This window comes from Streptacidiphilus sp. MAP12-16, from assembly GCF_041262165.1.
GTDB lineage: Bacteria > Actinomycetota > Actinomycetes > Streptomycetales > Streptomycetaceae > Streptacidiphilus.
In genome coordinates this window covers 145,748-171,029 of record NZ_JBGCBY010000014.1, presented here as the reverse complement: position 1 = coordinate 171,029, position 25,282 = coordinate 145,748, and the positions used below count along the sequence as shown (strand labels likewise).

Below are 25,282 nucleotides of genomic sequence, written 5' to 3'. Positions count from 1 at the left end.
CCACCCAGTTAAAGATCATGCCTCCTGGATCGTTCCCAGGCGCGCCGGGAAGACACCGCGCCGGGTGGCGGCGGGCGTGGCGCCCTTTCCTGTCCGTTTGCTGTCCTCCTCGCATCCTGCTCCTTTGCGCCGCTTTGTGCAGGGCATGGGAGGATTCATGTCGTCAGAGCTGTACGCAGAAGTACGCAGGACTGCAGGAAGGCGCATCGTGGCCGAGGAACTGTTCGCCACTCTCAAGACCAACCACGGGGACATCGAGGTCAAGCTCCTCCCGAATCACGCCCCGAAGACGGTGGCCAACTTCGTGGAGCTCGCCGAGGGCACGCGGGAGTGGACCGATCCGCGTACGGGCGCCAAGTCGCAGGCGCGCCTGTATGACGGAACGGTCTTCCACCGGGTCATCTCCGGCTTCATGATCCAGGGCGGGGACCCGTTGGGCACAGGCACCGGCGGCCCGGGCTACCAGTTCGGTGACGAGTTCCACCCTGACCTCTCCTTCGACCGTCCCTACCTGCTGGCCATGGCCAACGCGGGTCCGGGGACCAATGGTTCGCAGTTCTTCATCACGGTCGCCCCCACCGCGTGGCTGAACCGCAAGCACACCATCTTCGGTGAGGTCACCGGCGCGGCGGGCCAGAAGGTCGTCGACGACATCGTGGCCACCAAGGTGACGCCGTTCAACGACCGCCCGGTCGAGGACGTGGTGATCCAGTCGGTGGAGATCTCCCGCCGCTAGGCATACCCCTCGGGCCCGGCGCGCGGCAGGCTTGTGCTGTCGTGCACCGGGCCTGGAGTGTGTCCGGGACGACCGTGTGCAGGACCACGGCGCAGAGAAGGCAGGCAGAGACATGCTCTCCGATCAGCAGGGCCCGGGCGGGTCGCAGCAGCCCGGCGGGTCCGACCCGCACACCCTTCCGGACTGCTACCGGCATCCGGGACGGGAGACCGGGGTGAGCTGTACCCGCTGCGAGCGGCCGGTGTGCCCGGAGTGCCGGGTGGACGCGGCGGTCGGGTTCCAGTGCCGGGAGTGCGTGCGGGGCGGCGGTGCCGCCGTGCGCGAGGCGCGGACCGAGTTCGGCGGGCAGCTGGTCCGGGACGGCGCGCTGGTCACCAAGATCCTGATCGGGATCAACGTGGTGGTGTGGGCGCTGGCGCGGACGGTGCTGAGCGCGACGGCGCTGAACTATCTGTACATGTGGGGCACGGGGGTGGCGGACGGGCAGTGGTACCGGATGATCACCTCGGTGTTCTTCCACACGGCACCGCTGCACATCGCGATGAACATGTGGTCGCTGTGGGTGCTGGGCCCGCCGCTGGAGCGGCTGCTCGGGCGGTGGCGCTTCCTGGCGCTCTACCTGGTGTCCGGGCTGGCCGGCTCGGCGCTGCAGCTGATCGTGGCTCCGGACACGCCTGCGCTGGGCGCCTCGGGTGCGATCTTCGGCCTGCTGGGCGCGCTGCTGGTGATCCAGCGCAAGCGCGGCTACGCGCTCGGCCCGATCGTGGCGATCGTGGTGGTGAACCTGGTCGCGACGTTCACGATCGCGAACATCAGCTGGGAGGCGCACATCGGCGGACTGGTGGCGGGCGCCCTGGTGGCGTTCGGCATGGCGCACGCTCCGGCGCGGAACCGGGTGCTGGTGCAGTCCGGGACGGTGCTGCTGGTGCTCGCCGCGGTGCTGGTGGCGACGCTGCTGGGGGTGGCCAGGATCGGCTGAGCAGCGGCCTGTGCAGGCTGTTCGACGGCCGGTTGTCCACAAGGGGCCCGCACACCTGTGCGGGCCCCTTCGGTGTCGTCCTGTCTACCCGTGTCCACCTGCGTCTTTGTTCGTGCTGCCGAGCAGGGGCGGGGTGGTGGACACGTCTGCGGAATCAAGTTATCCACAGATAGTCATGGTTTTCCCCACTGTGGATAACCATGTGGAAAACGAACAGGCGGTCGCTACTTCCACTGCGTGGAGACGCCGAACCCGCCCGCGATGAACGCGAAGCCGATCACGATGTTCCAGTTGCCGAGGGCCTGGATCGGCCAGGCCGCACTGGTCACGTAGTACACGACGATCCACACCAGGCCGACCAGGAACAGCGCCAGCATCAGAGGGGCGATCCAACTACGTCCCGAACTCAACTTCACCGCGGTCGTCGTGGCGGGCGGGGTGTAGTCCGACTTCTTCCGGATACGGGACTTCGGCACGAGGAGCACTCCTGTCGATGCGCTGCGCTGCATGGCCCGAGGGCGCCTGCTGAGCTGTGGGTTGTGTGGGAAACCATGGCGCGGCCGTCAGGGGCGCCGCATACGTCTCCAGCGTCCGTTAGCGTAGTGGCTCGCGGAGTCAGAAGGAGATAAGGGTACGTGGCAGATTCGCAAGAAGTTCCGCCCGTCGCCGATCCGAGTGCCAAGCACCCGCTGGGTACCGCCCGAATTGTCGGCCGTATCGCGACATGTGCGGTCTTCGCCCTTGCCGGAATCCTCTTCTACGTGAGTGCCCAGACGGCACAGGGCACCTCGCTGCGCAACGACAACACGCTGCTCCAGCTCTCCGACGTGATACAGCAGAGAAGCCAGGAGAACGCAGCAGCCGAGAACGGCGTCGCAGCGCTCCGCGCACAGATCGACGCACTCGCTGCCCAGCACTCGCAGAACCCCGACGACCTCAAGCGCCTCGCTGCCCTCGAGCAGCAGGCCGGACTCGACCCGCTGACCGGTGCGGGACTGACCATCACCCTCAACGACGCCCCGCCCGGCGCCACCGCGAAGATTCCCGGGGTGCCCCAGCCGCAGCCGGACGACCTGGTGGTGCACCAGCAGGACCTGCAGGCCGTCGTCAACGCGCTGTGGCGCGGGGGCGCGCAGGGCATGCAGGTCCAGGACCAGCGGCTGATCTCCACCAGCGCGGTGCGATGCGTCGGCAACCAGCTGATCCTCCAGGGCCGGGTCTACTCCCCGCCGTACGTGATCAGGGCGGTCGGCAACCAGCAGCAGTTGCTGGCGTCCGTCAACGAGGACACCTATCTGCAGAACTACCTCCAGTACGTGGCCGCCTACGGCCTCGGCTGGAAACTGGACCAGCCGAAGGCGATGACTCTTCCGGCCTACTCCGGCACAGTGGACCTCCAATACGCCAAGGCGCAGCCGGCGCAGTAACCGCAGCCGCCAAGGCCCAGCCGACGCAGTAGCCGAAGCCGCCAGGGCGGAGCAGGCGCAGCAGAAGCAGCCAAGGTACGCAGCAGCGGCGGGAGCAGCGGTGGGACGCGTGGCAGCCCGGACGGTCGCGGAGCTGCTCATCACCGTCGGCGCGTTGATCGTCCTGTTCACGGTCTACTCGCTCTACTGGACCAACATCACCGCCGACAGCGCGATGAGCGGCGAGATCACCCGGCTGCAGACCCAGTGGCAGCAGCCCGCCGCGAGTGACGCTGCCACGGTGGCCGCCGCGCCTGCGGCCGGGCCGAGCTCGTCGCCGGTGTCTTCTCCCGTGGCGTACCCGCCGGGCCGGGCGTTCGCCGTCCTCTACATCCCCCGCTTCGGCCGGGACTGGAAGAAGCCGGTCGTCGAGGGCACCGGTGTCACCGACCTGCAGCACGGCATCGGCCACTACTCCGGCAGCGCGGCGCTCGGTGGGGTGGGGAACTTCGCGCTGGCCGGCCACCGCCGTACCTATGGCAACCCCTTCGACGACTTCCCCGCGCTGCGCCCCGGCGACCCGGTGGTGCTCACCGACGGGACGAACTGGTTCGTCTATGTGATCGACCGCCGGCCGTTCCTGACGCTGCCGACGGACGTGCACGTGCTGGACCCGGTCCCGGCCGAGTCGGGTTTCACCCGGCCCGGCAGCTATCTGACGCTGACCACCTGCGACCCGCCCTGGGGCCACAGCCACCGGCTGATCGAGTGGGGGCATCTGCAGTCCGTCACGCCGGTGACCCGGGGGACTCCTGCAGCGTTGGGAGGATGAGGAGAAAGCCTGAGCAGCGCGAGCATTTCCGGGAGAAGGGTAAAGCCTGGCCGGGTGCCGCCCCCAGGGGCCGTGACGACCCGTACGCTGGTGCGGCGGACCGCGAGGAGGGTCGCGGTGGTGGTCACGGTGGTGGCCTGGACGGTGGTCACGCCGGCACGAGGGGTACGGAGGAGGAGAGCGGGATGTACAGCTGGTTCTGGCACCGACTGCCGGGCAACACCCTGGTGCGCTCGTTCACTTCGCTCCTGCTCTTCGTCGCGGTGGTCGCGGTTCTCTTCACGTGGGTCTTCCCCTGGGCGGAACCGCTGCTCCCCTTCGGGGACGTCACTGTGAACAACGGCGGCACGACCAGCGTGCAGCCCGTCGGCACTCCGGGCGCCACGCCGTCCGGGGCCGGCCAGTCCTCGGCTCCCGCGATCAACGGCGCCGCCCGCCCGACGTACGTGCCACTCGCCCCGACCGGAGTTGTTGCCTGATGGCCGCCCGCATCCTCGTCGTCGACAACTACGACAGCTTTGTCTTCAACCTGGTCCAGTACCTCTACCAGCTCGGCGCCGGCTGCGAGGTCGTCCGCAACGACGAGGTCGCGGTGGAGTCGGTGACCGCCGACGCCTACGACGGCGTGCTGCTGTCGCCGGGGCCGGGGACTCCGGAGGACGCCGGGGTGTGCGTGGAGATGGTGCACCACTGCGCCGCCGTGGGGCTGCCGGTGTTCGGTGTGTGCCTCGGGCTCCAGTCCATCGCGGTGGCGTTCGGCGCGGTGGTCGGCCGGGCGCCGGAGCTGCTGCACGGCAAGACCTCGGCGGTCAGCCACGAGGACGGCGGCGTCTTCGCGGGGCTGCACTCGCCGCTGACGGCGACCCGGTACCACTCACTCGCCGTCGAGCGCGACACCGTGCCGCCGGAGCTGGCGATCACCGCCTGGACCGACTCGGGCATCGTGATGGGCCTGCGGCACCGGGACCTGCCGATCGAGGGCGTGCAGTTCCACCCGGAGTCGGTGCTCACCGAAGGCGGGCACCGGATGCTCGCCAACTGGCTTGCCGAGTGCGGGGATCCGGACGCAGTGGCGCGGTCGGCCGGCCTGGCCCCGGTGATCGGCAGGGCGGTCGCGTGACCGCCCTGCGCCCGGAGCGCGGGCCGGGCGCGGCGTGGGAGCCTGCGGCACGCCAGCCCGCGGCACGCCAGCCCGCGGCCTGGGAGCCGGGGGCCCGCTGGGAGCCCGAGGCCGGGCAGAGCGTGTACCAGCAGCCCTACCCGCCTGCGGGCGTGCCGGACGATGCCAGTCCGGACACTCTGACGCTGCGCGTCGCGCCGATTCGCGCCTGGGAGCCGGCCGCCGACGGCGGTCGCGCCGCACGGCGTCGGGCCGGGCAGCAGGGCCGGCGTCGTGGCGGACGTCGTGGCGGCGACCGGCGGCCGCCGGTGAAGGAGAGCGCGGGGATCGTCGCGGTGCGCCTGCTGGGGGAACTGTTCATCACCCTGGGCGTGGTGATGTTCCTCTTCGTGGCGTACCAGCTGTGGTGGACCAACGTGGCGGCGGACGCCTACGCCAGCGGTACCGCCAAGACCCTGGAGAACCAGTGGAACCCGGTGGGCGGCGGCGCCGGAGCCGGGGCTGCCGCCAAGAGCCATCCCGCGTATCCGGCGTCGGTATCCGCCGGGACCAAGTTCGCCATCATCTACATCCCCAAGCTGGATGTGATGACGCCGATCGCCGAGGGTGTGGACAAGACGTCGATCCTGGACAACGGCATGGTCGGGCACTACACGGGTGACATGGAGACGGCCTTCCCCTGGGCCGCCGCAGGCAACTTCGCGCTGGCCGGACACCGCAACACCCACGGCGAACCCTTCCGCTACATCAACAAGCTGGTCCCGGGCGACAAGGTCGTCGTGGAGACCGCCTACGACTACTACACGTACACGGTGACCAGCACCCTGGCGCAGACCTCGCCGAGCGACATCAGCGTGATCGCGCCCGTCCCGCCGGAGTCCGGCTTCAAGCAGCCGGGCCGGTACATCACTCTGACCACCTGCACACCGGAGTTCACGTCCAAGTACCGGATGGCCGTGTGGGGCAAGCTGACCGAGGACCTGCCGAAGAGCGCGGGCCACAAGCCCCAGGCGCTGCTGCCGGGCTGACGGGAGGTCATTCTCGGGCGGGCGGCCGGTCGTCCGTCCCGAGGAGCACCCCGCATGCGGAGCTGCGCCGAGCGTCGGAGGGTGGGCCGGATCGGGCCGTGGCAGTCGGAGTCAGTCGGTGAGCCCGCTGAAGCCGAGCACCTTCTCGATGCGGACGCGCACCAGTAGCTCGCCCGGTACGCCGTTGCGCTCGCCGAACTCCTCGGCGCGGTCCTCGCCCATGTAGCGGGCGGCGATCCTGGCCGCCCAGTGACCGACCTGCGGCAGGTCCTCGCTGAGCGTCGCCCGGCCCTCGACCAGGGCGAAGGCGAAGGGCGGGCGGTCGTCGTCCACGCACAGGGCGACCCGGCCGTCGCGGGCGAGGGTGCGGCCCTTGACGGTGGTCCTGCCGGTGTTGAAGACGAGATCGTCGCCGTCGAGCAGGAACCAGACGGGGGCGACATGCGGGCGGCCGTCGGCGCGCGTGGTGGCGATCTTGGCGGTGCGGGTGCCCTCGCTGAGGAAGGCCCGCCACTGGGTCTCGGTCATCGGAGTAGCCATGCGGCCATGATCGCCTCGCGGCGTCGCGCGCGCACGCAGATCGGGCATAGAGGTGATGGTCCGCAGCGGGGGCGGATGCGCGGGAGGGGCCGAGGACGCTGCTGCGTCCTCGGCCCCTCCCGGTCCTGCGTCGTGCGGTGGAACCTGGTAGTGCGGTGGAACCTGTCAGAATCAGGGGGCGGACAAGCGTGTCAGAGGCCGGTCTGGCCGAGGACCTGGCCCTGGCCCTGGGTCTGCCCCTGAGGGTTACCGGGGTTTGCGGTGCTTGACGCCCCCTGGGAAGGGGTTCCCGTGGTGCCCTGGGTCTGCCCCTGGCTGGGGTTGGCAGGGTTGATCACAATGGTGATGGTGGTACCCGCGGGCACCTGGTCTCCCGGGTTCACCTGCTGGCCGTTGTTGAGCAGTTGGCTGACCGAGCCCTGCGTGTACGGGGAGACGTACTTGGTCCCGTTGACCTGCGAGTAGTTCAGCCCCAGCCGCTGCAGGGCGGCGATCGCGTCCGCGGGCTGCTGGCCGAGCACGGACGGCACCTGGACCTGGGCCTTGCCCGTCGACACGATCAGGCTGATCGTGGCGGAGGTCGGCTGCTGGGAGCCCGCTGCCGGGGTGGTCCCGATGACGTTGCCCGAGGGGACGGTGTCGCTGGCCTTGGAGGTCTGGCTGCCGACCGTGAAGCCCGCCGCCTGGAGCGAGTTGGTGGCGTCCGTCACGCTCTTGCCCGCGACGTCGGGGACCGCCTTGGCCGGGGCGCCGCTGCTGAGGTGCACGGTGATGGTGGCTCCGGGCGGCAGCACGGTGCCCTCCTTGGGCTCCTGCGTGCAGACCTTGCCCTTGTCGGCCGTGTTCGGGTCGCAGGCGACCGGGGCGCCCTGCACGATCTTGAGGTTGCCGCCGAGGTTGGTCACGGCGGTCCCCGCCGTCGTCAGGTCGTCGCCGATCAGCGAGGGCGCGGCGACGGTGTTGCTCTTCCCTGCGCCGCCGCCGAACATCGACTTCGCCACGAAGAACGAACCGAGCAGCACCAGTACGGCCGCGACCCCGAGGATGATCCACGAGGTGTTGCGGTTCTTCCCGCCGCCGTTCCCGGCGCGTCGCCGGTCACCACGACCGCCGTAGCCCGAGCTGTCGTCGTACCCGTCGTCGTAGCCGTCGCCGCCCACGTCGTAGCCCTGGCCGACGCCGGGCAGCAGGCTGGTCTGCCCCGCCGCGCCCGGACCCTGCTGCGGCATCGCGGTGGTGCGTCCGTACTGGTCCGGCTTGCCGTACCCCGGGGGCTGGCCGTAACCGCCGCCCATCGCGCCCGCGCCGTAGGCCACGGTCTGCGCCGCCGCGACGGGCAGCCCGTCCAGGGCGCGCTCGATGTCGGCCCGCATCTCGTCGGCGCTCTGGTAGCGGTAGTCGCGCTCCTTGGCGAGGGCCTTCATCACGATCGCGTCGTACTCGGGCCGCACCTCGGGGTCGTACACCGACGGGGGCTGCGCCTCCTCGCGGACGTGCTGGTACGCCACCGCCACCGGCGAGTCCCCGACGAACGGCGGGCGCATCGTGAACAGCTCGTACAGCAGGCAGCCGGTGGAGTACAGGTCGGAGCGGGCGTCGACCTGCTCGCCCTTGGCCTGCTCCGGGGAGAGGTACTGCGCGGTGCCGATGACCGCGGCGGTCTGCGTCATGGTCATGCCCGCGTCGCCCATGGCGCGGGCGATGCCGAAGTCCATCACCTTGACTGTGCCGTTGCGCGTCAGCATGACGTTCGCGGGCTTGATGTCGCGGTGGACGATGCCGTTGCGGTGCGAGTACTCCAGCGCCTGGAGCACGCCGGTGGTCATCTCCAGCGCGCGCTCGGGGAGCAGTCGCCGCCCGGAGTGCAGCAGCTCGCGCAGCGTAGAGCCGTCGACGTACTCCATCACGATGTAAGGGATGGAGATCCCGTCGATGTAGTCCTCGCCGGTGTCGTACACGGCGACGATCGAGGGGTGGTTCAGCGAGGCCGCGGACTGTGCCTCGCGGCGGAAACGGGCCTGGAACGACGGGTCACGGGCCATGTCGGCCCGCAGCGTCTTCACAGCGACGGCGCGTCCGAGCCGGATGTCGTGGCCGAGGTACACCTCTGCCATGCCGCCGCGCCCGAGGACGCCGCCCAGCTCGTACCGGCCGCCGAGGCGACGCGGTTCTTCCATGGTTCCAACCCTCTCCCTCGTCATTGCCGAGGTTGATCTGTCGGTCCTGCTGTGGTCTGCGGCGCGGGCACACCGCTGCTGGCGGATACGCTACCGGGCGCGCAGGCGGTTCCGGCGCGGCAGGGCCACTTGATATGAGACCGGTATCCGCGGACGCTGTACTCTTGCGCTTCTCTCACCCGGGCGTTCGAGAGACAGCTCACACTCCGGCGCCACCGGCAGCAGGGTCACCCGCGGCTCACTTTCCGAGGTAGGTCGCCATCATCGCCCTGGCGATCGGCGCCGCCAGACCCGAGCCGGAGATCTCGCTGCGCTGGGTGTTGCTGGCCTCGACGACGACGGCCACCGCGATCTCCTTGCCGTTGCTGTCCTTGGCGTAGGACACGAACCAGGCGTACGGGTTGTCGGAGTTGTTCACCCCGTGCTGCGCGGTTCCGGTCTTGCCGCCGACGGTCACGCCCTGGATCTGCGCGGGGGTGCCGGTGCCGTTCTGGACCACGTTCTCCATCATCGTCTGCAGCTGCTGGGCGACCTGCGGGGTGGTGGCCTGGGACAGCTGGGTCGGCTTGGCCTGGTCGATGACGGTGAGGTTGGCCGAGCGCTCCTGGGCGACCAGGTAAGGCTTCATCAGTGTGCCGTTGTTCACGATGGCCGAGGCGACCATGGCCATCTGCAGCGGAGTGGCGCGGGTGTCGAACTGGCCGATGGAGGAGAGGGCGTTGGACGGACGGTTGATGCCGGTGTCGAACACGCTCTTGGTCACGCCGACCGGGATCAGCAGGTTGGGGTCGTTGAAGCCGAACTTCGCCGCCTCGGCGGCCATCTTCGCGTTGCCGACCTCGTCGCCCAGCTTGGCGAACACGGTGTTGCAGGAGACCTTCAGCGCGTCGTTCATGGACACGTTGGTGCAGGAGTCGCCGCTCTCGTTCCCCAGCGGAGTGGTGCTCTGCGGCAGCGTGTAGGGGTCGGGGGACTGGGTCGGCGCGTTGATGTCGGTGACGATGCCGTTCTCCAGCGCCGCCGCGGCGGTGACCAGCTTGAAGGTGGAGCCCGGGGGATAGGTCTGCCGGAGGGCCCGGTTGAGCATCGGCTGCGAGGTGTCGGACTGGAGCTTCAGCCAGGCGCTGTTGGCGGCGCTGTCGGCGCCGGCGATGCTGGTCGGGTCGTACGAGGGCGCGCTGACCAGGCCGAGGATGGCGCCGGTGGTGGGGTCGAGGGCGACTGCGGCGCCCTTCTTGCCCGAGCTCTGGAACGCGTTCCAGGCGGCCTGCTGCACCTTGGGGTCGATCGTGGTGACGACGTCGCCGCCCTGCTTCTGCTTGCCGGTGAGCAGGTCCAGGGTGTTGCGGAAGAACAGGCGCGAGTCGTTGCCGCTCAGGATGCCGTCCTCGACGCTCTCCAGCAGGCTGCTCCCGTACACCTGCGAGGAGTAGCCGGTCACCGGGGCGTACATCGGGCCGGACGTGTAGGCGCGGCGGTACTTGTACTTGTTGCCGTTGACCAGCAGGTCCTTGGTGACGGCCTGGCCGCCGGCGACGATGTCGCCGCGCGGGTAGCTGTACGCCTCGATCGAGCCCCGGGCGTTGTTCTTGTTGCTGTTGAGCGAGCCGGCTTCGACGCCCTGGACGTAGTTCACCCGGATCATCAGCGCGAGGACCAGGACCAGGCAGAACACCGAGACCCGGCGGATGGGCTTGTTCACGGGTGGGTACCCTTTCTGGCGCTGCGCGGCACGTCGACTCCCTCGGACTGGACCATCTCTGTCTACACGTCGTTCATGACGACCCCGGCACCTGGGTCGGTTCTGCGGCCGCCCCGGGAGTGGGAGCCGGACGGCGGGCCACATCGCTGATCTTGAGCAGGATCGCGACCAGAGCCCAGTTGGTGATCACCGAGGAACCACCCTGGGCCATGAACGGCAGTGTCATGCCCGTCAGCGGGATCGTACCGGTCACGCCCCCGGCGACGATGAAGACCTGGAGCGCGAAGGCACCGGACAGGCCCACCGCCAGCAACTTGCCGAAAGGGTCGCGGGCCGCGAGCGCGGTTCGCAGACCCCGCTCGAACAGCAGCGCGTACAGCATGAACAGGGCCATCAGGCCGGTCAGTCCGAGCTCCTCGCCGATGGTACCCAGGATGAAGTCGCTCTTGGCGGCGAAGCCGATCAGCCAGGAGTTCCCCTGCCCCAGGCCCGTGCCCACCACGCCGCCCGAGCCGAGCGCGAACAGTGCCTGGCCGATCTGCCCGACCCCGCCGCCGTTGGGCGCGGCCGCCAGCGGGTGCAGCCAGTCGGTGATCCTGGTCTGGACGTGGCGCTCGGTCGAGGCCACGCCCCAGAAGCCGAGACCGGCCATGAGCAGCCCGAAGACGATCCAGCTGGTCCGCTCGGTGGCCACGTAGAGCATGATCACGAAGATGCCGAAGAACAGCAGCGAGGTGCCCAGGTCGGTCTCGAAGACCAGGATCATCAGGCTGAGCACCCACACCGCGATGATTGGGCCGAGGTCGCGCCCGCGGGGCAGGTACAGACCCAGGAAGCGGCGGCTGGCCAGCGCCAGCGCGTCCCGCTTCACCATCAGGTAGCCGGAGAAGAAGATCGGAAGGATGATCTTGACGAACTCGCCGGGCTGGATCGAGAAGCTGCCGACGTGGATCCAGATCTTCGCGCCGAAGTCGGAGGCGCGGGTCGGCATGAACGCCGGGACCGCCAGCAGGACCAGCGCGCCGAGGCCGGCGATGTACGTGTAGCGCTGCAGCAGCCGGTGGTCCTTGAGCAGCGCCATCACCGCGATGAACAGGGCGATCCCCAGGCCCGACCAGATCAGCTGGTTCTGCGCGGCCGGAAAGTTGTGCGCCAGCTGGCGGGCCTTGTCGAGACGCCAGATGAACACCAGGCCGAGGCCGTTCAGCAGGGCCGCGATCGGAAGCATCAGCGGGTCGGCGTGCGGGGCGAATCGCCGTACCGAGAGGTGCGCGAGCACCGCGAACAGGCCCATGCCCAGGCCGTACTCCAGCATCCCGGCGGGGACCCGGCCGTCCATCGCCAGGCCGGTGTCGGCGTAGGCGAACAGCGGGATCAGTACCGCGAAGACCAGCAGCACCAGCTCCGTGTTGCGCCGGTTGGGCGCGCCCTGCGGGGTGATGGTGGCGGTCATCCCCCCGGCTCCCCCCTCCCGGCGGACGGTGGGGGAGCTCATCTCAGGCCCTGGAGCCGGTCCGCCGGGACCTGTGCTGGAGTCAGGCGGCGGGACACTGGGCAGCCAGCGCTTGCTGCTGTTGGGCGCTCAGCGAGGACGAGGACGAGGACGAGGCGGAGGCGGAGGGGGACGGCGCCACGGACGCGGGCGGGGAGGCGGGCTTGCTCGGCGTGGCACCGGCCTTGGTACTGGCCTTGGAGCTCGGCGCAGTGCTCGCTGCGGCGCTCGGGGACGCGCTGGTGGTCGGCGTGGTGGGCAGCGTCTGGCACACGGTCGCCTGGACCTGGAGGCCGGCGATCGTCTGCTGGGCGTCCTTGAGGCTGGAGGCGGTCATGGTGCCGCCCTTCACCTTGGTCTGGTCCGTCGGCGGCAGGTACTTCAGCTGTATCGGCGTCTGCTGGTAGACCTTGGACAGGCTTATGCCGGCCAGGCTCTGGTTCACGCCCTGGAAGATCGCGACATGGTCGCCGCTCGCGCCGACGAAGTACTGCGTCTGGGTCCACCGGTAGCCGAAGTAGCCTCCGCCGCCGACCAGGGCCAGCACCACCAGCAGCACCACCGAGGGCACCAGCCAGCGGCGCCGGCGGCCGGGGCGCTGCTTGCGGCGGCTGCGCCGACCGCCGCCCTCCTGGGCGTAGTCGCCGTCCGGATCGTCCTCGTACCCGTCGTCGTACGCCTCCCCGTATCCGGCCGCGTCGGCCTCGCCGGACGGGTCCTGCTGCGGGCGGCCGAGAGAGGCGGCGCGGGAGGCGGGGGTGTTGGCGACGGTGTGGTGGCTGATCGTGGGCGGTCCGTCGGCCACTGCGCCGACCACCACCGGGGTGTCGGTGAACTGCCCGGCCATGGTGTCGCCGTCGGTGACGTCCAGGACGTCGGCGACCACGCAGGTGATGTTGTCGGGGCCGCCGCCGCGCAGCGCCAGCTGGATCAGTTCGGCGACGGTCTGCTCGGGCGCGTAGTAGCTGCCGAGGGTCTCTTCCAGGGTCTGGTGGCTCACCACTCCCGAGAGCCCGTCGGAACAGATCAGGTAGCGGTCGCCGGCCCGCACCTCGCGGATCGACAGGTCCGACTCGACCTCGCCCGTCCCCATCAGCGCGCGCATGATCAGCGAGCGCTGCGGGTGGGTGCTGGCCTCCTCCTCGGTGATCCGGCCCTCGTCCACGAGCCGCTGCACCCAGGTGTGGTCCTGGGTGATCTGCGACAGCGAGCCGTCACGCAGCAGGTAGGCGCGGGAGTCGCCGATGTGGATCAGTCCGGCCCGCTGGCCGGTCCAGAGCAGGGCGGTGAGCGTGGTCCCCATGCCCTCCAGCGCCGGATCGCTCTCGACCAGCAGCCGCAGCCGCTCGTTGGCGCGGTCGGCGGCCTGGCTCAGCGCGGTCAGCGGATCGGTGCCGGGGACGTCCTCGTCCAGCTCGACCATGGTCGAGAGGACCTCGGACGAGGCGACCTCACCGGCGGCCTGGCCGCCCATGCCGTCGGCCACGGCGAGCAGCCGCGGACCGGCGTAGCCGGAGTCCTCGTTGCCCTCCCGGATCATGCCCTTGTGCGACCCGGCGGCGAAGCGCAGCACGAGGCTCATGTGCCGTCCGCCCCCTTCCCTCGGTCCCCTGCGCGATGCCCCGGTGCAGCGTGCGTTGATGCATCGTACGGTGCGCTGTACCGCCTGTCCGGGCGTGGGGGCGCGTCCGCGCCCGGGTGTCCGGTGTGCTCCGGGTACGGGACGACCGGGAGCGGGCGTGCCGCACCGAAGCAGTCACCACCTGCCCCCCTGGTGGCGGCCTGATGCCCATGCCTCATGCGTGACTACTTCCGCAGCTCGATGACGGTCCTGCCGATGCGGATGGCCACCCCCGGCTGGAGCGGCGTCGGGCTGGTGAGCCGCGTCCGGTCCAGGTAGGTGCCATTGGTGGAGTTCAGGTCCTCGACGATCCACTGACCGGTCTGGTCCGGGTAGATCCTGGCATGGCGGGAGGACGCGTAGTCGTCGTCGAGCACGATGGTCGAGTCGTGGGCCCGGCCGAGCGTGATCGTCTGGCCCTGCAGGGCGACCGTGGTGCCGGCCAGCGAGCCCTGGGTCACGACCAGCTGGGTGGGCGCGCCCCGCCGCGGCCGGCCGCCGCCCTGGGTCTGCGTCCGTGCCTCGCGCTGCGGAGGGGGCTGCTGACGGCCGGTCGGCGCGTTCGCCGCCGCCCCGCGCCGGTCGGTGGCGGTGCGCTGGGTCACCTTGGTGCCGAACAGGTCGCTGCGGATGACCTGCACCGCGACGATGACGAACAGCCACAGAACGGCGAGAAAACCCAGCCGCATGACTGTGAGGGTCAGCTCTGACATGTGCCCCGCGTCACCCTTCGGCTTGCCGGTAGACGATGGTGGTGCTGCCCATGATGATCCGTGAGCCGTCGCGCAGCGTAGCGCGCTGGGTGTGCTGCCCGTCCACCACGATGCCGTTGGTCGAGCCGAGGTCGAGGACCATCGACGGCGAACCCATCCGGATTTCGGCGTGTTTGCGGGAGACTCCGGGGTCGTCGACCCGGATGTCGGCCTCGGTGCTGCGCCCCAGGACGACCACCGGGGTGGTCACCTGGTGGCGGTCGCCGTTGATCTCCAGCCAGCGGCGGGTGGTCGTGGCGGCAGGACCGTATCCGGCGCCCGGCAGTGGCCGGATGTTGTCGCCGCCCATGTCCCGCTGCGTGGCGGGCGGGGGCGGCGAGCCCGGCTGCACGGCCGGGAACGCGGGTGCGGTCGGCGGCATCGGCGGGACCTGGGGCTGCCACGCCTCGGCCTGGCGACCCCCGTACGGCTGGGCGTACGGGTCGGCGGCGGGCGGCGCCGCCTCGGGCGTGGCCTCGATCCGGCTGCGGACCCGGTACAGGCCGGTGTCCAGGTCCGACGCCTGCTCCAGGGCGACCTTGAGCGGGCCCATGAAGGAGTAGCGCTGTGCCTGGGCGTACTCGCGGACCATGCCGGCGAGCTCCCCGCCGAGCTGGGCGGAGTACGGGCTCAGCCGCTCGAAGTCGTGGTCGCTGAGCTCCACGATGAAGTCGTTGGGGACGACGGTGCGGTCGCGGTTCCAGATGCTGGCGTTGTTGTCGCACTCGCGCTGCAGCGCTCCGGCGATCTCCACGGGCTGGACCTCGGACTTGAACACCTTGGCGAAGGCGCCGTTGACGAATCCCTCGAGTCGCTGCTCGAACTTCTTCAGGGCTCCCACGGGGCACCCCCTTCCATCGGGCGTTCTGCGCTCGCCGCGCGGACGCGCGGCGGCTGATGCTTGTCGTCCTTACTGATCGTATCTACGCCGGAGGCCCACGTGCGGTTCCTCGACGCAGCCGCATACGGCAGTGGGCAAGGACACGTCTGACTGATGCCCGCGACTGTACGAAGGATGCCATTGTGCGGTGTCGGACGGGTAAGAGTCGGAGCGGGCAGGCTGAGACGTACCCGCGGCGGCGGGCGGTCATCCGCCGATCACCCGTTCGGCTTTGCCGGCTGGTCCCCTCGGCGCGGCTGTGGCAGCGCCGTCGGCGGGGCCGCGGGTGGCCCCGCGGGCGGGCCGGGCCACCCCTTCCGACGTGCTAATGTTCTTCTTGTCGCAAGGCGCTCCCGCAGGGAACCAAGGCGGTCGGAGGGCCAGTCAGGAACTGGTTTGAAGACTCCGGGGCAACTTCGGTAGAGTCAGCGACATCACTCAATGCGCGAGTGGCGGAATGGCAGACGCGCTGGCTTCAGGTGCCAGTGTCCGAAAGGGCGTGGGGGTTCAAATCCCCCCTCGCGCACATCGAAGCACCGACGAAAAGGTGCCTCCAGCAGGGACGAAAGTCGCTGAGGGAGGCACCTTTTCGCGTTGGGTGCTACTGCTTCGCGGGCGGCTGCTGCTTCGTGTCGGCGGTTTGCGATGGATCGTCAAAGTACGACCTCTGTCTCCGGTGTTGGTGGCGGGTCCGATCCGGGGCGAGCCCGTGGGCGACCCTCGGGCCCCTGTTGCACGCCTGTGACAGCCGCCCCACAGATCCATGATCTTTCGCTGACAGTCTTCTCTCATCGCACCGAGCAGCAACCAATCGGACGGGTGAGCATCACCTGAACGCGGCGGTAGAGCTCCAGCGAGACGAATCCACCCTGTCACCGGAAGGCGATCCCGCCATGTCTGCCCGCACCCGCCGCACCGCCGCCGCCATCACCCTCGCCGCCGCCCTCACCGCCCTGCTGCCGACCGCTGCCAACGCGGCACCGTCCGGCGAGGCCGTCCTGAACGGCACCAAGGGCAACTCGATGACCATCAGCACCGGTGCCACCTACGTCATCATGAACGGCACCAAGGTCAACTTCGGTGTCCACGTCCGTGACCTGGCCTGGTCCCCCGACGGCAAGAAGGCCGCGTTCGTCGACGGCGCCGGGAACCTGGAGGTGGCCTCCCCGGACGGCAGCGGCCGGCACATCGTGGCGGTCAACCCCGGCAACCAGACCTGGTCCCACCCGACCTGGCAGGTGGCCAAGGCCGACTCCCGCGACCGGATCCCCGCGAAGAACAACCTGATCTTCGCCGCGTCGAAGGGCGGCGTCTCCCGTCTGGAGCGGATCTCGGCCACCGCCAACCACGGAACCCCGAGCGTGCTGCCGCTGGACAGCTACCTCGGCCGGGGGACCACCCCGAACCCGCTGACCGGCAACGCCTGGCCCAGCGCCGCAGGTGGCTACGGCACCGCTGTCTACGACAACACCCGCACCGGTGAGGTCTACATCCGCGACGACTACCTCCGCCAGCAGGGCGGCGTGGTCGTCCGCGGCTCCGAGCCGGCGCTGTCGCCCAACGGCGAGGAGATCGTCTTCGTTCGCTCCGTCAAGGGCCACGACCACCTCTTCGTGGAGACCCTCGGCAAGCCGGCCGTGGACATCACCCCGTACGCGACGACCAACTACACCGAGCCGGCCTGGTTCCCGAACGGCAAGGCCGTCGCCTTCCGCACGCCCACGGGCACCGACGTGATGCCGGCCAACGGCGCCACGGGCCCGGTCAAGGTCTCCTCCTACGTCGGTCTGGTCGCCTTCCGCGGCTGAGCGGTGGACCTGCGCTCCTGGGTCTGGCCCTTCGCGGCGTGGCAAAGCGTTGTGCCCCCGACCGGAACCCCGGTCGGGGGCACAACGCTTGTGCATGGAGGGGGCGTCAGCGGCGCGTGCCGCAGTCGGGGCAGAAGGCCGCACCGGTCGGGAGTTCGGTCTGGCAGGACGTGCACCGGTCCTGCTGGGCGAGTTGGTGGCCGCAGCCGGGGCAGAAGCGGGCGCCGTGGGTCTCGGTGCGGCACTGCGGGCAGACCAGCTGGCGCGGCTGGTCCACGTTGAAGGACTGGCCCTGGGCACCGCCGACGTCGTAACCCCGCTGGGAGGCGACATCGTTGAGCCCGCGCTGCTGCGCGGCGGCGACCTCGGCGGCCGTGTCGGGGGCGCAGCCCAGGCAGAGGCCCTGGGAGGCGTTCCAGCAGCGTCCGCAGACATAGCTGGTGCAGCGGGCGCAGCGGTTGAAGTGCGACGTCGCATCGCCGATGGCCTTCTGGAAGGCGCTGTCCTTGGCGGGGCCCCAGTTGGCGCCGACCATGCCGCCGATGGCCTGGCTGGCCTCACTGCCCGCGCGGCCGAGGGCCCCCCAGGCGCCGCTGACGGCCCGGTCGACCCAGCCCGCCATCCGGCCGCTGGCGTAGGGCTGGAACGCGGAGCGCCAGGTGTCCTGGCAGCGGGAGCAGTTGAACTCGAACTGGAAGCCCGCCCCGGTACCGTGCTGCTCGCACATGTCGCGGTAGTTGTTGCTGAAGTAGATCTCGCCACTCATGGTGCTGCCGCCCCCACACATTCTCTGCGCCGTCGCACGGTGCGTCACCGATCGGGTCCTCGCAGGGCACAGCGTGGCACAGCCGAACGGCGGGCGCGACGGAGGGTGGGATGATCCGTTCCGAACCGTTATGCCCGCCGCGTCGGCTGCTTCAGAAGTGGCCGAAGAAGTGCTGGGACCGGTGGGTCAGTTGCGGTCGGCGACGAGGGTCCCGCCGATGGCCCAGTTCTCGGCGGGGAGTTCGTCGATGGTGACCCAGACGGCTTCGGGCCTGATGCCGGTGACGCGGACATAGGCGTCCGTCAGTTCGCGGGCGAGGGCACGCTTCTGTTCCTCGGTGCGGCCGGCGATCTGCTTGACCTGGATGAGCGGCATCGTGTGTGGTGCTCCTTCGCGAGCGTGTGCTTCAGGCGGGTTCGGAGGACAGGGCCGGGACTGCGGTGCTCTCCTGGAAGGAGCGTGCCACGGGCTGGCTCTGGGTGCTGCCGCGCCGTCCGGGCAGGAAGGCGGCCAGGAGCAGGCCGATGAGGACCGCGCCGACGGCGATGCCGAAGGAGACTCGGAAGCCGGCCATGTTGGGCAGCGGGTGGCCGCCCAGAGGGGTGGTCATATGGGCGAGCACCATGCCGATCACGGCGCTGGAGGCGGACGTGCCGATGGAGCGCATCAGGGTGTTCAGGCCGTTGGCCGCGCCGGTCTCGGAGGGGTCGACCGCGCCGATGATCAGGGCGGGCAGAGCGGAGTAGGCGAGGCCGATGCCGGCGCCGATCACGGTGGTGATGATCAGGACCTGCCAGACGGCTCCCATGAGGCCGAGCCCGGCCGCGTACCCGACGGCGATCACGGCCATGCCGAGCAGCAGCGAGGTCTTCGGCCCGCGCGCAGCGGTGATCCGTGCGGAGAACGGCGAGACCAGCATCATCGCCACACCCATGGGGGCCATGCAGAGTCCGGCGACGACCATGGACTGGCCGAGGCCGTATCCGGTGGCCCTGGGCAGTTCCAGGAGCTGCGGAAGAACCAGGGACATGGCGTAGAAGGACACGCCGATGGTGATCGAGGCGAGGTTGGTCAGCAGGACCTGGCGGCGGGCGGTGGTGCGCAGGTCGACCAGCGGGTCGGTGATGCGCAGTTCCATGACTCCCCACAGCAGCAGGATCACGGCGGAGGCCGCGAAGAGGCCGAGCGTGGTGGGGCTGCTCCAGCCCCAGTCGCCGCCCTTGGTGATGGGGAGCAGCAGGGCGACCAGGCCGACGGACAGGCCGATCGCGCCGAGGTGGTCGAAGCCGCCGGGAGTGCGCAGCTTGGACTCGGGCACGGTCGCCAGGATCAGGGCCATGGCGACGACGCCGAGTCCGGCGGCGGTGAAGAACAGTACGTGCCAGTCGAAGTGCTCGGCGAGCAGGGCCGCGCCGGGGAGGCCGAGCGCGCCGCCGATGCCGAGCGAGGAGCTCATCAGGCCCATCGCTGAGCCGAGCTTCTCGCGGGGGAGCTCGTCGCGCATGATGCTGATGCCGAGCGGTATCGCTCCCATGGCGAAGCCCTGCAGCGCGCGGCCGACGACCATGGGCACGAGGCTCGAGGTGAATCCGGCGACGAGCGAGCCGACCACCATCAGCGCGAGGCTGACCAGCAGCATCTTCCGCTTGCCGTAGAGGTCGCCGAGGCGGCCCATGATCGGGGTGGCGACGGCTCCGGCGAGCAGGGTGGCGGTGAGCACCCAGGTCGCGTTGGCCGTGGAGGTGTGCAGCAGCGTCGGCAGGTCCGCGATGACGGGGACGAGCAGGGTCTGCATGATGGCGACGACGATGCCGGCGAAGGCGAGGACGGCGACGACTCGGCCCGTGGGAACCGCTGGGCCGGTGGCAACCGCTGCGGCTGCCGTGGCGGACCGGGTGGGCGGCGCGGCCTGTTCGGGGACGTGCAGGTGGTGCTGTGCGTCGTGCGGCATGCACGGGCCTCCGAGGCAGGGGCGGAAGACGGATACATGCATGATGAATGCAACTTGTGTCCAGGTTATTCCCACCCGGCGACGGCTGTGTGCGAACTGCGCCCCGGCCGCGCGGTCACTCCGGCCGGGCGGTCACTCCGGCCTCGCGGTCACTCCGGCCTCGCGGTCACGCGCGGTCGTTGTACTGCGTGAGGTAGGCCGCGAAGCGTTCCAGATCCTCGTCGGACCAGTCGGCGAGACGTTGCAGAAACGCCTGGTGACGCCGCGCTCGGACATCGTTGAGGAGTTGCTCCCCCGCCGTGGACGGGCGGATGATCTGCCCGCGCAGGTCCTCGGGGTCGGCGGTCCGCTCGACCAGGCCGAGCCGCTCCAGCGAGGCCACCTGGCGGCTGACGGTCGACTTGTCCAGCATGAAGTGGGTGGCCAGGTCGGTGCCCCGGCAGCCGCCGCGCTCGTGCAGGTGGTCCAGGACGGTGTAGGTGACCAGGGTCAGGCCGGGGTGGATCTGGGAGGCCATCGAGCGGGCACGGCGCGCGAAGGCGGTGAGCTCGCGCTGGATGGCGTCGACGGAGTCGGCGCGGACACCGGTGCCGGACGGCGGGGCTGTTGAGGTGGGCATGGGACACTCCTTCTTTGGTTGCAGGATACAACCAAAGAGGGGTCGGCTCCTCCTCGGCCCGCACCGGGCTCCTGACCGCCGGGCGTCCCCCCGTCAGGCGTCCCCCCGTCAGGCCCGGTGCGGCAGCGGCAGTTCGAACCAGACGACCTTGCCGACCGCCTTGCGGCTGGTGCCCCAGCGCGCCGACAGATGGCTGACCAGGCTCAGCCCCCGGCCGTCCTCGTCCAGCGCCTCGGACGGCTCCAGCGAGGGCAGGTTGTGGTCGTCGTCGCTGACTTCCACCAGGAGCTTGTCGACCCGCATCAACTGCAGCTCGACCCGGTCCCTGGCGACCCGCAGCGCGTTGGTGACCAGCTCGCTGACCAGAAGCTCGGTCAGCTCCGACAGCTCGGCCAGGCCCCAGCGGAACAGCTGGTCCCGGACCAGCAGACGGGCCCGTCGCACCTCGGTGGTGTCCAGGTGCAGGGACCAGGAGATCACGTCCTGCGGCGGGATGCCGTCGAAACGCGCGATCAGCAGCGCCAGGTCGTCGTTGCGGTCATCGGTGTGCAGCCGCTCCAGCACGGTGTCGCACACCTCGTCCGGGCTGCGCCGCGGGTCCACGATGTCACCGCACAGCGCCGCCAGGCCATCCCCTATGTCCCCGCCGCGCATCTCCACCAGGCCGTCGGTGCACAGCACCAGCATGCTGCCGTCGGAGACCTTGATCTCCTTGGCGGAGAACGGCACGCCGCCCACGCCGATCGGCGCGCCCGAGGGAATCTCCAGCAACTCGCCCCGGCCGTCCGGATGCACCAGCACCGGCGGGACGTGGCCGGCGCTGGCCAGGGTGCAGGTCCGCGCGATCGGGTCGTACACCGCGTACAGGCAGGTCGCCAGATGGTCGTCGCCCAGGCGCTGCGCCAGGTTGTCGAGGTGCCGCAGGATCTGGCCCGGCGGCAGGTCGAGCGCGGCCAGGGTCTGCATGGCCGTGCGGAAGCGGCCCATCGCCACCGCCGAGTGCAGGCCGTGGCCCATCACGTCGCCCACCACCAGGGCGACCCGGCTGCCCGGAAGCTGCACCGCGTCGAACCAGTCGCCGCCCACCTCGGCCCGGCGGTCGCCCGGGATGTACCGGTGCGCGATCAGCACCCCGGGGATCTTCGGCGGGCGGGTCGGCAGCATGCTGCGCTGCAGCGTCAGCGCCGTCTTCGCCTCCATCCGGTGCAGCCGGGCGTTGTCGATGGACAGCGCGGCGCGGGCGGCCAGTTCGCGCAGGTACGCGGCGTCGGTCTCGTCGAAGGGCGGCCGGTCGCCGTTGCGCAGCAGCGTCAGAATGCCCAGCACGGTGCCGCGGGCCGCCAGCGGTAGCGTCAGCATCGACCGCCCCTCGAACAGCGGGGCGAGCGCGGGGCCGCCCCGCCCTGCCGCGCACTCCGCGGCCACCGACCGGTCCACCAGCGGCACCAGCACCGGCTGGTTGGACTGCAGGGCCAGACCTGACGGGGTGTTGCCCGGCAGCGAGAACAGGCTTCCCTCGTGCACCTGGTGCTCCCAGGCCGCCAGCGACTGGCTGAACGCGCGCGCGACCCGGCGCAACTGCGTCTCGTCGTCCGGCCGGTCTCGGGGCAGCTCGGTATCCACGATCAACCGGTCCCGCAGGTCCACGCAGGCGAAGTCGGCGATGGTGGGGACGACGACCTGGCACAGCTCGTGCACCGTCACATCGAGGTCGAGCGTCGTGCCGATCCGCGATCCCGCGTGGCTGAGCAGCCGGAGCTGCTCGTTGGCCGGCTCCTCGGCGGTCGGCGCAGTCGGGACGGCGCCGCTGACCAGGCCGGGCGGCAGGGTGAGAGTCGGGATGGTCGGCGGGCCGCTGAACGGGCCCTCCTCGAATCCGGGGCGCTTGGGGCGGCCCGCCCCGGCACTGGAACGGTCGTGCTCAGCGCGGGGCGTGGGTACGTGCGCTCCCCGACCCCGGCCCTGCGCCGGAGTGCGCGCCGGAACGTGGGTGGGGGCGTGTGCGGAGGCGTGCGAGGAACCGTGTGACGAGCCGTGCGGGGGCGCCCCCGGGTCGGACGTCTGACGGGACGCTTCGTCACCCCAGCCGACGGAGGCCGAGACCGACGAGGCGTCAGGAAGGTTCTTCGGCGACTCGGCCGGATCCCGCGACTCGACCGGATCGCCGAACTGGTTCATCACACCGGACTCGTCGCGGCGGACCGGAAGTCCTGAGGGGTCGAACGCGGGGGAGCCGTCCGGCAGTTCGAGCGGCATCACGGGCAGCCGGATCGTGCCGTCCACCAGCAGGGCGGGCGCGCCGCTCGCGATCAGCTGGCCGACGAGCCGCTGCCTGCGCTCCTCCCCCGTCCTGGGCAGCAGCGTGCCCAGCCGGTGGGCGGCCTGTGCGGCGTCCGCGGCGCCGGTGGGCGCGGTCTGGACCGGGGAGATCCGCAGGACGCGCTGCCCGGAGGAGGCGGCCGCGTACGGCAGGAACTGGTCGCCCAGGGCGATCCGCGGTCCTGCGGCACGCAGCGGCCGGGCGTCCGCGGCGAGGACGAGCAGGCTGCGGCCGGTCGGTTCGATCAACCGGTAGGCCCAGCACAGGATCTCGACGACCCGCCCGTCGCGGTCGGTGACCAGCAGGTCGCCGGCCCAGGAGGGCGTGAAGGAGGTGAGGTCGTCCAGGTGGTCGAGGGCGTCGCCGAGGCGGCCGCCGGACACGCCGGCGACGCCGGGGCCGGACGTCTCGGCCGCCGGCGACGGCAGACGTGACGCCGGGGACGGCGAGGAGACCGGCGCGGCGGGTGCTGCGGCGGTGCGGGCCAGGGGCAGCAGACCGGACGCCGGCCGGTCGAACACGTCGTCCCGGCGGTGGCCGAAGACTTCCTCGGCGGCCCGGTTCCAGTGGGTCAGCCGCCCGTCGGGGTCGACCATCAGCGCGGCCAGACGCACCAGCGAGACCACCCCCGAGGGCGCGCTGTGGGTCGGTTCAGCCCGTGCCGGTTCAGCAGGCTCGGCAGCGGTGGAGACCTGGCCGGGGCAGGTCTGAGCTGGACTGACGTGCGGCGGACGGGTGCGGTCCGGCGGGACGTGGCCCTCTGCGGCCGGATGCGGGTCGGCAGGGTTCTCAGCAGGGTTCTCAGCGGGGCTCTGGGCTGCGTTCGGCTGGACGCGGGTCGGCTGGGCGGGATTCGGCTGAGCGGCGTCGGGCCGATCGCGCCCGGGCACCGCGTAGGTCTCTTCCGCCATACTCACCCTCTCCCAGCTCCCGTCACTTCCCCAACCCGCAGCCGGGGCGGACGGCGGGACGGGCACGCCACCGGCTGCTCCGCACATACGTGGATACCCCAGGCAAGCACGAAACCTGCCTCGGTCGTCTGACATCCGGGAACATTTGCGTTGTCCAGTGGTGCGCGCGGGCTCGCACGCCCTAGTGTGCGCCCTCAACCGCAGTCCCGGGGACAGTAGGGTGACGGGGCGGACACGCGGTACAAACAACAAGTATTGAGGTTGAAATGGCTGCCGACACCCCGGTCCGGTGGATCGACCCCGAGGAGCAGCGCCTCGAGGAGCAGATCGCGCAGACCGAGGCGCAGTGGGTGGACGCCGAGGTCGAGGTCGAGACCCTGCGGGTGGAACTCGACAACTTCGCCCTGGTGCACCACCAGCGACTCGGCCCGATGTACGTGCGCCTGGACGAGCTGGACGCGCTGATCGCGGAGGCCACGGCGGCGCGCACGGGCGACCCCGAGGACATCCGCCGGGCCTTCGAGGCACGCAACGTGCTCGAACCCATGCCGGATCTGGAGGCGTTCTTCGCGCAGGCCGACGAGGCACGGGAGAGCGCGGACGGCGGGGCGGACGGCGAGTCCGCGCAGCCCGTCATGCCGCAGGCCCCGCAGCGCATCCGCCCCGACAAGGAGGCCCAGCGGCTGTACCGCGACCTGGCTCGCCGGGCGCATCCCGACCTGGCTCAGGACCCCGCCGAACAGGAGCTCCGCGGCGCGTTCATCGCCCGCGTCAATGAGGCCTACGCACGCGGCGACGTGCTGGCGCTGGCCGCCCTCGCCGAGGAGTGGGCCGGGGAGACCGGCGACAGCGGAGCCCCGGCGAGCGGTACGCCGGAACGGGTGGCCTGGCTGCGGCAGCGCCTGGACTGGCTGGTCGCGCGTCTGCGGAAGATCGAGGAGACCCGGGCCGAGCTCGTGGACAGCCCGATGGGGCAACTGCTGATGCTGCTTCCCGACGACCCCGACGCGCTGCTCGAGGTTCTTGCGGAGCAACTGCTCGAGTCGGTCGCGACTCGGCAGGCGGAGCTGGACCGGCTGGTCAACACGTTCTGACGTTCGGAGACGTCCAGGAAGGCGTCCAGGAAGGCGTCAAGGAAGGCGTCGAGGAAGGCGCCGGGGGATCCGCGGCGTCCAGCGGTGCGGATCGGCGAGAATGGGTGCGTCCGCAGTTCGGCCGACCTTTTGGAGTGCCCCATGTTCCACGCCGCCGTCCCCACTCTGGACGCCGTTTCCGTGCCCGCGGAGGGCGCGCTGCTCGACGTGCGCGAGCAGGACGAGTGGGACGCGGGCCACGTCGACGGGGCGCTGCACATCCCGATGGGCCAGCTGCTCACCCGGATCGAGGAACTGCCGGAGGAGCGTCTCTACGTGCTGTGCCGGGTCGGCGGGCGCTCCGCGCAGGTGGTGCAGTACCTGGTCGCCCAGGGCAGGGAGGCGGTCAACGTCGACGGCGGCATGTACGCCTGGGAGGCGGCCGGTCGGCCGATGGTGAGCGCGGACGAGCGTCCGGCCTTCGTGCTGTAGGTCCGGTCCTGTAGCTCCGGTCGTCTGTGCCGGAAGTCCGGTATCCGTCATGATGGCCCGGTCCGGCACGTATCCCA

23 protein-coding genes and 1 tRNA gene are annotated in these 25,282 nt (G+C 70.6%); 11 read left to right on the top strand and 13 right to left on the bottom strand.

The window, feature by feature from the left end:
- Positions 1-208: 208 nt before the first annotated feature.
- On the top strand, positions 209-736 hold the full coding sequence (locus ABIA33_RS20450) for a peptidylprolyl isomerase (RefSeq protein ID WP_370083751.1): 528 nt from the start codon (positions 209-211) through the stop codon (positions 734-736).
- A gap of 112 nt (positions 737-848) precedes the next feature.
- The gene (locus ABIA33_RS20445; protein ID WP_370083749.1) at positions 849-1,715 is read left to right on the top strand and encodes a rhomboid family intramembrane serine protease; all 867 of its coding nucleotides are present in this window, start codon (positions 849-851) and stop codon (positions 1,713-1,715) included.
- 224 nt (positions 1,716-1,939) lie between these two features.
- On the opposite strand, the gene crgA is transcribed toward ABIA33_RS20445, so the two are convergent.
- A complete protein-coding gene (gene crgA / locus ABIA33_RS20440) occupies positions 1,940-2,191 on the bottom strand; it encodes a cell division protein CrgA (RefSeq protein ID WP_370083747.1) in 252 nt (83 codons plus the stop codon).
- Between the two features lie 213 nt (positions 2,192-2,404).
- Between crgA and ABIA33_RS20435 the strand changes: the two genes are divergently transcribed.
- The 5 genes from ABIA33_RS20435 (at position 2,405) to ABIA33_RS20415 (ending at position 6,101) form a co-directional block, all read left to right on the top strand.
- A complete protein-coding gene (locus ABIA33_RS20435; protein ID WP_370083812.1) occupies positions 2,405-3,142 on the top strand; it encodes a DUF881 domain-containing protein in 738 nt (245 codons plus the stop codon).
- Positions 3,143-3,242: 100 nt separating this feature from the next.
- On the top strand, positions 3,243-3,953 hold the full coding sequence (locus ABIA33_RS20430; protein ID WP_370083745.1) for a class E sortase: 711 nt from the start codon (positions 3,243-3,245) through the stop codon (positions 3,951-3,953).
- 185 nt (positions 3,954-4,138) lie between these two features.
- Positions 4,139-4,432, top strand: coding sequence for a hypothetical protein (locus tag ABIA33_RS20425; protein WP_370083817.1), 294 nt, complete (start codon positions 4,139-4,141; stop codon positions 4,430-4,432).
- On the top strand, positions 4,432-5,073 hold the full coding sequence (locus ABIA33_RS20420) for an aminodeoxychorismate/anthranilate synthase component II (RefSeq protein ID WP_370083742.1): 642 nt from the start codon (positions 4,432-4,434) through the stop codon (positions 5,071-5,073). The genes ABIA33_RS20425 and ABIA33_RS20420 overlap by 1 nt, the downstream gene beginning before the upstream one ends.
- The gene (locus tag ABIA33_RS20415) at positions 5,070-6,101 is read left to right on the top strand and encodes a class E sortase (RefSeq protein ID WP_370083740.1); all 1,032 of its coding nucleotides are present in this window, start codon (positions 5,070-5,072) and stop codon (positions 6,099-6,101) included. Before ABIA33_RS20420 ends, ABIA33_RS20415 begins: the two co-directional genes overlap by 4 nt.
- A 111-nt stretch (positions 6,102-6,212) precedes the next feature.
- Here ABIA33_RS20415 and ABIA33_RS20410 read toward each other — a convergent pair whose 3' ends face one another.
- The 7 genes from ABIA33_RS20410 to ABIA33_RS20380 form a co-directional block, all read right to left on the bottom strand.
- Positions 6,213-6,641 (bottom strand): PPOX class F420-dependent oxidoreductase, encoded by a 429-nt coding sequence (locus ABIA33_RS20410; RefSeq protein WP_370083738.1) that lies wholly within the window; start codon positions 6,639-6,641, stop codon positions 6,213-6,215.
- A gap of 191 nt (positions 6,642-6,832) precedes the next feature.
- Positions 6,833-8,818, bottom strand: a complete 1,986-nt coding sequence (gene pknB, locus ABIA33_RS20405; protein ID WP_370083736.1) for a Stk1 family PASTA domain-containing Ser/Thr kinase — start codon at positions 8,816-8,818, stop codon at positions 6,833-6,835.
- Between the two features lie 238 nt (positions 8,819-9,056).
- The gene (locus ABIA33_RS20400; RefSeq protein WP_370083734.1) at positions 9,057-10,520 is read right to left on the bottom strand and encodes a peptidoglycan D,D-transpeptidase FtsI family protein; all 1,464 of its coding nucleotides are present in this window, start codon (positions 10,518-10,520) and stop codon (positions 9,057-9,059) included.
- 73 nt (positions 10,521-10,593) lie between these two features.
- Positions 10,594-12,015, bottom strand: coding sequence for an FtsW/RodA/SpoVE family cell cycle protein (locus ABIA33_RS20395; RefSeq protein ID WP_370083732.1), 1,422 nt, complete (start codon positions 12,013-12,015; stop codon positions 10,594-10,596).
- 40 nt (positions 12,016-12,055) lie between these two features.
- Positions 12,056-13,594, bottom strand: a complete 1,539-nt coding sequence (locus ABIA33_RS20390) for a PP2C family serine/threonine-protein phosphatase (protein WP_370083730.1) — start codon at positions 13,592-13,594, stop codon at positions 12,056-12,058.
- Between the two features lie 224 nt (positions 13,595-13,818).
- Positions 13,819-14,346, bottom strand: coding sequence for an FHA domain-containing protein (locus ABIA33_RS20385; RefSeq protein WP_370083728.1), 528 nt, complete (start codon positions 14,344-14,346; stop codon positions 13,819-13,821).
- 10 nt (positions 14,347-14,356) lie between these two features.
- Entirely contained in the window at positions 14,357-15,226 is an 870-nt protein-coding gene (locus tag ABIA33_RS20380; protein WP_370083726.1) for an FhaA domain-containing protein, read from the bottom strand.
- A gap of 482 nt (positions 15,227-15,708) precedes the next feature.
- On the opposite strand from ABIA33_RS20380, the gene ABIA33_RS20375 reads away from it, so the two are divergent.
- Both ABIA33_RS20375 and ABIA33_RS20370 read left to right on the top strand, forming a co-directional pair.
- A tRNA-Leu gene (locus ABIA33_RS20375) sits at positions 15,709-15,791 on the top strand.
- A gap of 367 nt (positions 15,792-16,158) precedes the next feature.
- The gene (locus ABIA33_RS20370) at positions 16,159-17,073 is read left to right on the top strand and encodes a hypothetical protein (RefSeq protein ID WP_370083724.1); all 915 of its coding nucleotides are present in this window, start codon (positions 16,159-16,161) and stop codon (positions 17,071-17,073) included.
- Between the two features lie 106 nt (positions 17,074-17,179).
- On the opposite strand, the gene ABIA33_RS20365 is transcribed toward ABIA33_RS20370, so the two are convergent.
- The 5 genes from ABIA33_RS20365 to ABIA33_RS20345 form a co-directional block, all read right to left on the bottom strand.
- The gene (locus ABIA33_RS20365) at positions 17,180-17,839 is read right to left on the bottom strand and encodes a zinc ribbon domain-containing protein (RefSeq protein WP_370083722.1); all 660 of its coding nucleotides are present in this window, start codon (positions 17,837-17,839) and stop codon (positions 17,180-17,182) included.
- 186 nt (positions 17,840-18,025) lie between these two features.
- Positions 18,026-18,214, bottom strand: a complete 189-nt coding sequence (locus ABIA33_RS20360) for a 2-hydroxymuconate tautomerase (RefSeq protein WP_370083720.1) — start codon at positions 18,212-18,214, stop codon at positions 18,026-18,028.
- Between the two features lie 31 nt (positions 18,215-18,245).
- Positions 18,246-19,790 carry an MFS transporter gene (locus ABIA33_RS20355; RefSeq protein WP_370083718.1) on the bottom strand — a complete coding sequence of 515 codons (1,545 nt, stop codon included), beginning with the start codon at positions 19,788-19,790 and terminating at the stop codon, positions 18,246-18,248.
- Between the two features lie 166 nt (positions 19,791-19,956).
- Entirely contained in the window at positions 19,957-20,409 is a 453-nt protein-coding gene (locus ABIA33_RS20350) for a MarR family winged helix-turn-helix transcriptional regulator (protein ID WP_370083716.1), read from the bottom strand.
- A 108-nt stretch (positions 20,410-20,517) separates the two neighbouring features.
- Complete coding sequence (locus ABIA33_RS20345; protein WP_370083714.1) at positions 20,518-23,640, bottom strand: SpoIIE family protein phosphatase; 3,123 nt, start codon at positions 23,638-23,640, stop codon at positions 20,518-20,520.
- A gap of 266 nt (positions 23,641-23,906) precedes the next feature.
- Here ABIA33_RS20345 and ABIA33_RS20340 point away from each other — a divergent pair, with 266 nt between their 5' ends.
- Both ABIA33_RS20340 and ABIA33_RS20335 read left to right on the top strand, forming a co-directional pair.
- The gene (locus ABIA33_RS20340) at positions 23,907-24,734 is read left to right on the top strand and encodes a hypothetical protein (protein ID WP_370083712.1); all 828 of its coding nucleotides are present in this window, start codon (positions 23,907-23,909) and stop codon (positions 24,732-24,734) included.
- A gap of 141 nt (positions 24,735-24,875) precedes the next feature.
- Positions 24,876-25,205: a rhodanese-like domain-containing protein gene (locus tag ABIA33_RS20335; RefSeq protein WP_370083710.1), complete on the top strand. Its 330-nt coding sequence runs from the start codon at positions 24,876-24,878 to the stop codon at positions 25,203-25,205.
- Positions 25,206-25,282: the final 77 nt, after the last annotated feature.

Excerpts from the sequence above, each read along its gene's own strand:
- ABIA33_RS20445 (WP_370083749.1), top strand. The coding sequence starts at position 849 with ATGCTCTCCGATCAGCAGGGCCCGGGCGGGTCGCAGCAGCCCGGCGGG.
- ABIA33_RS20425 (WP_370083817.1), top strand. The coding sequence starts at position 4,139 with ATGTACAGCTGGTTCTGGCACCGACTGCCGGGCAACACCCTGGTGCGC.
- ABIA33_RS20420 (WP_370083742.1), top strand. The coding sequence starts at position 4,432 with ATGGCCGCCCGCATCCTCGTCGTCGACAACTACGACAGCTTTGTCTTC.
- ABIA33_RS20410 (WP_370083738.1), bottom strand. The coding sequence starts at position 6,641 with ATGGCTACTCCGATGACCGAGACCCAGTGGCGGGCCTTCCTCAGCGAG.
- pknB (WP_370083736.1), bottom strand. The coding sequence starts at position 8,818 with ATGGAAGAACCGCGTCGCCTCGGCGGCCGGTACGAGCTGGGCGGCGTC.
- ABIA33_RS20395 (WP_370083732.1), bottom strand. The coding sequence starts at position 12,015 with ATGAGCTCCCCCACCGTCCGCCGGGAGGGGGGAGCCGGGGGGATGACC.
- ABIA33_RS20390 (WP_370083730.1), bottom strand. The coding sequence starts at position 13,594 with ATGAGCCTCGTGCTGCGCTTCGCCGCCGGGTCGCACAAGGGCATGATC.
- ABIA33_RS20385 (WP_370083728.1), bottom strand. The coding sequence starts at position 14,346 with ATGTCAGAGCTGACCCTCACAGTCATGCGGCTGGGTTTTCTCGCCGTT.
- ABIA33_RS20370 (WP_370083724.1), top strand. The coding sequence starts at position 16,159 with ATGTCTGCCCGCACCCGCCGCACCGCCGCCGCCATCACCCTCGCCGCC.
- ABIA33_RS20365 (WP_370083722.1), bottom strand. The coding sequence starts at position 17,839 with ATGAGTGGCGAGATCTACTTCAGCAACAACTACCGCGACATGTGCGAG.
- ABIA33_RS20360 (WP_370083720.1), bottom strand. The coding sequence starts at position 18,214 with ATGCCGCTCATCCAGGTCAAGCAGATCGCCGGCCGCACCGAGGAACAG.
- ABIA33_RS20355 (WP_370083718.1), bottom strand. The coding sequence starts at position 19,790 with ATGCCGCACGACGCACAGCACCACCTGCACGTCCCCGAACAGGCCGCG.
- ABIA33_RS20350 (WP_370083716.1), bottom strand. The coding sequence starts at position 20,409 with ATGCCCACCTCAACAGCCCCGCCGTCCGGCACCGGTGTCCGCGCCGAC.
- ABIA33_RS20345 (WP_370083714.1), bottom strand. The coding sequence starts at position 23,640 with ATGGCGGAAGAGACCTACGCGGTGCCCGGGCGCGATCGGCCCGACGCC.
- ABIA33_RS20340 (WP_370083712.1), top strand. The coding sequence starts at position 23,907 with ATGGCTGCCGACACCCCGGTCCGGTGGATCGACCCCGAGGAGCAGCGC.
- ABIA33_RS20335 (WP_370083710.1), top strand. The coding sequence starts at position 24,876 with ATGTTCCACGCCGCCGTCCCCACTCTGGACGCCGTTTCCGTGCCCGCG.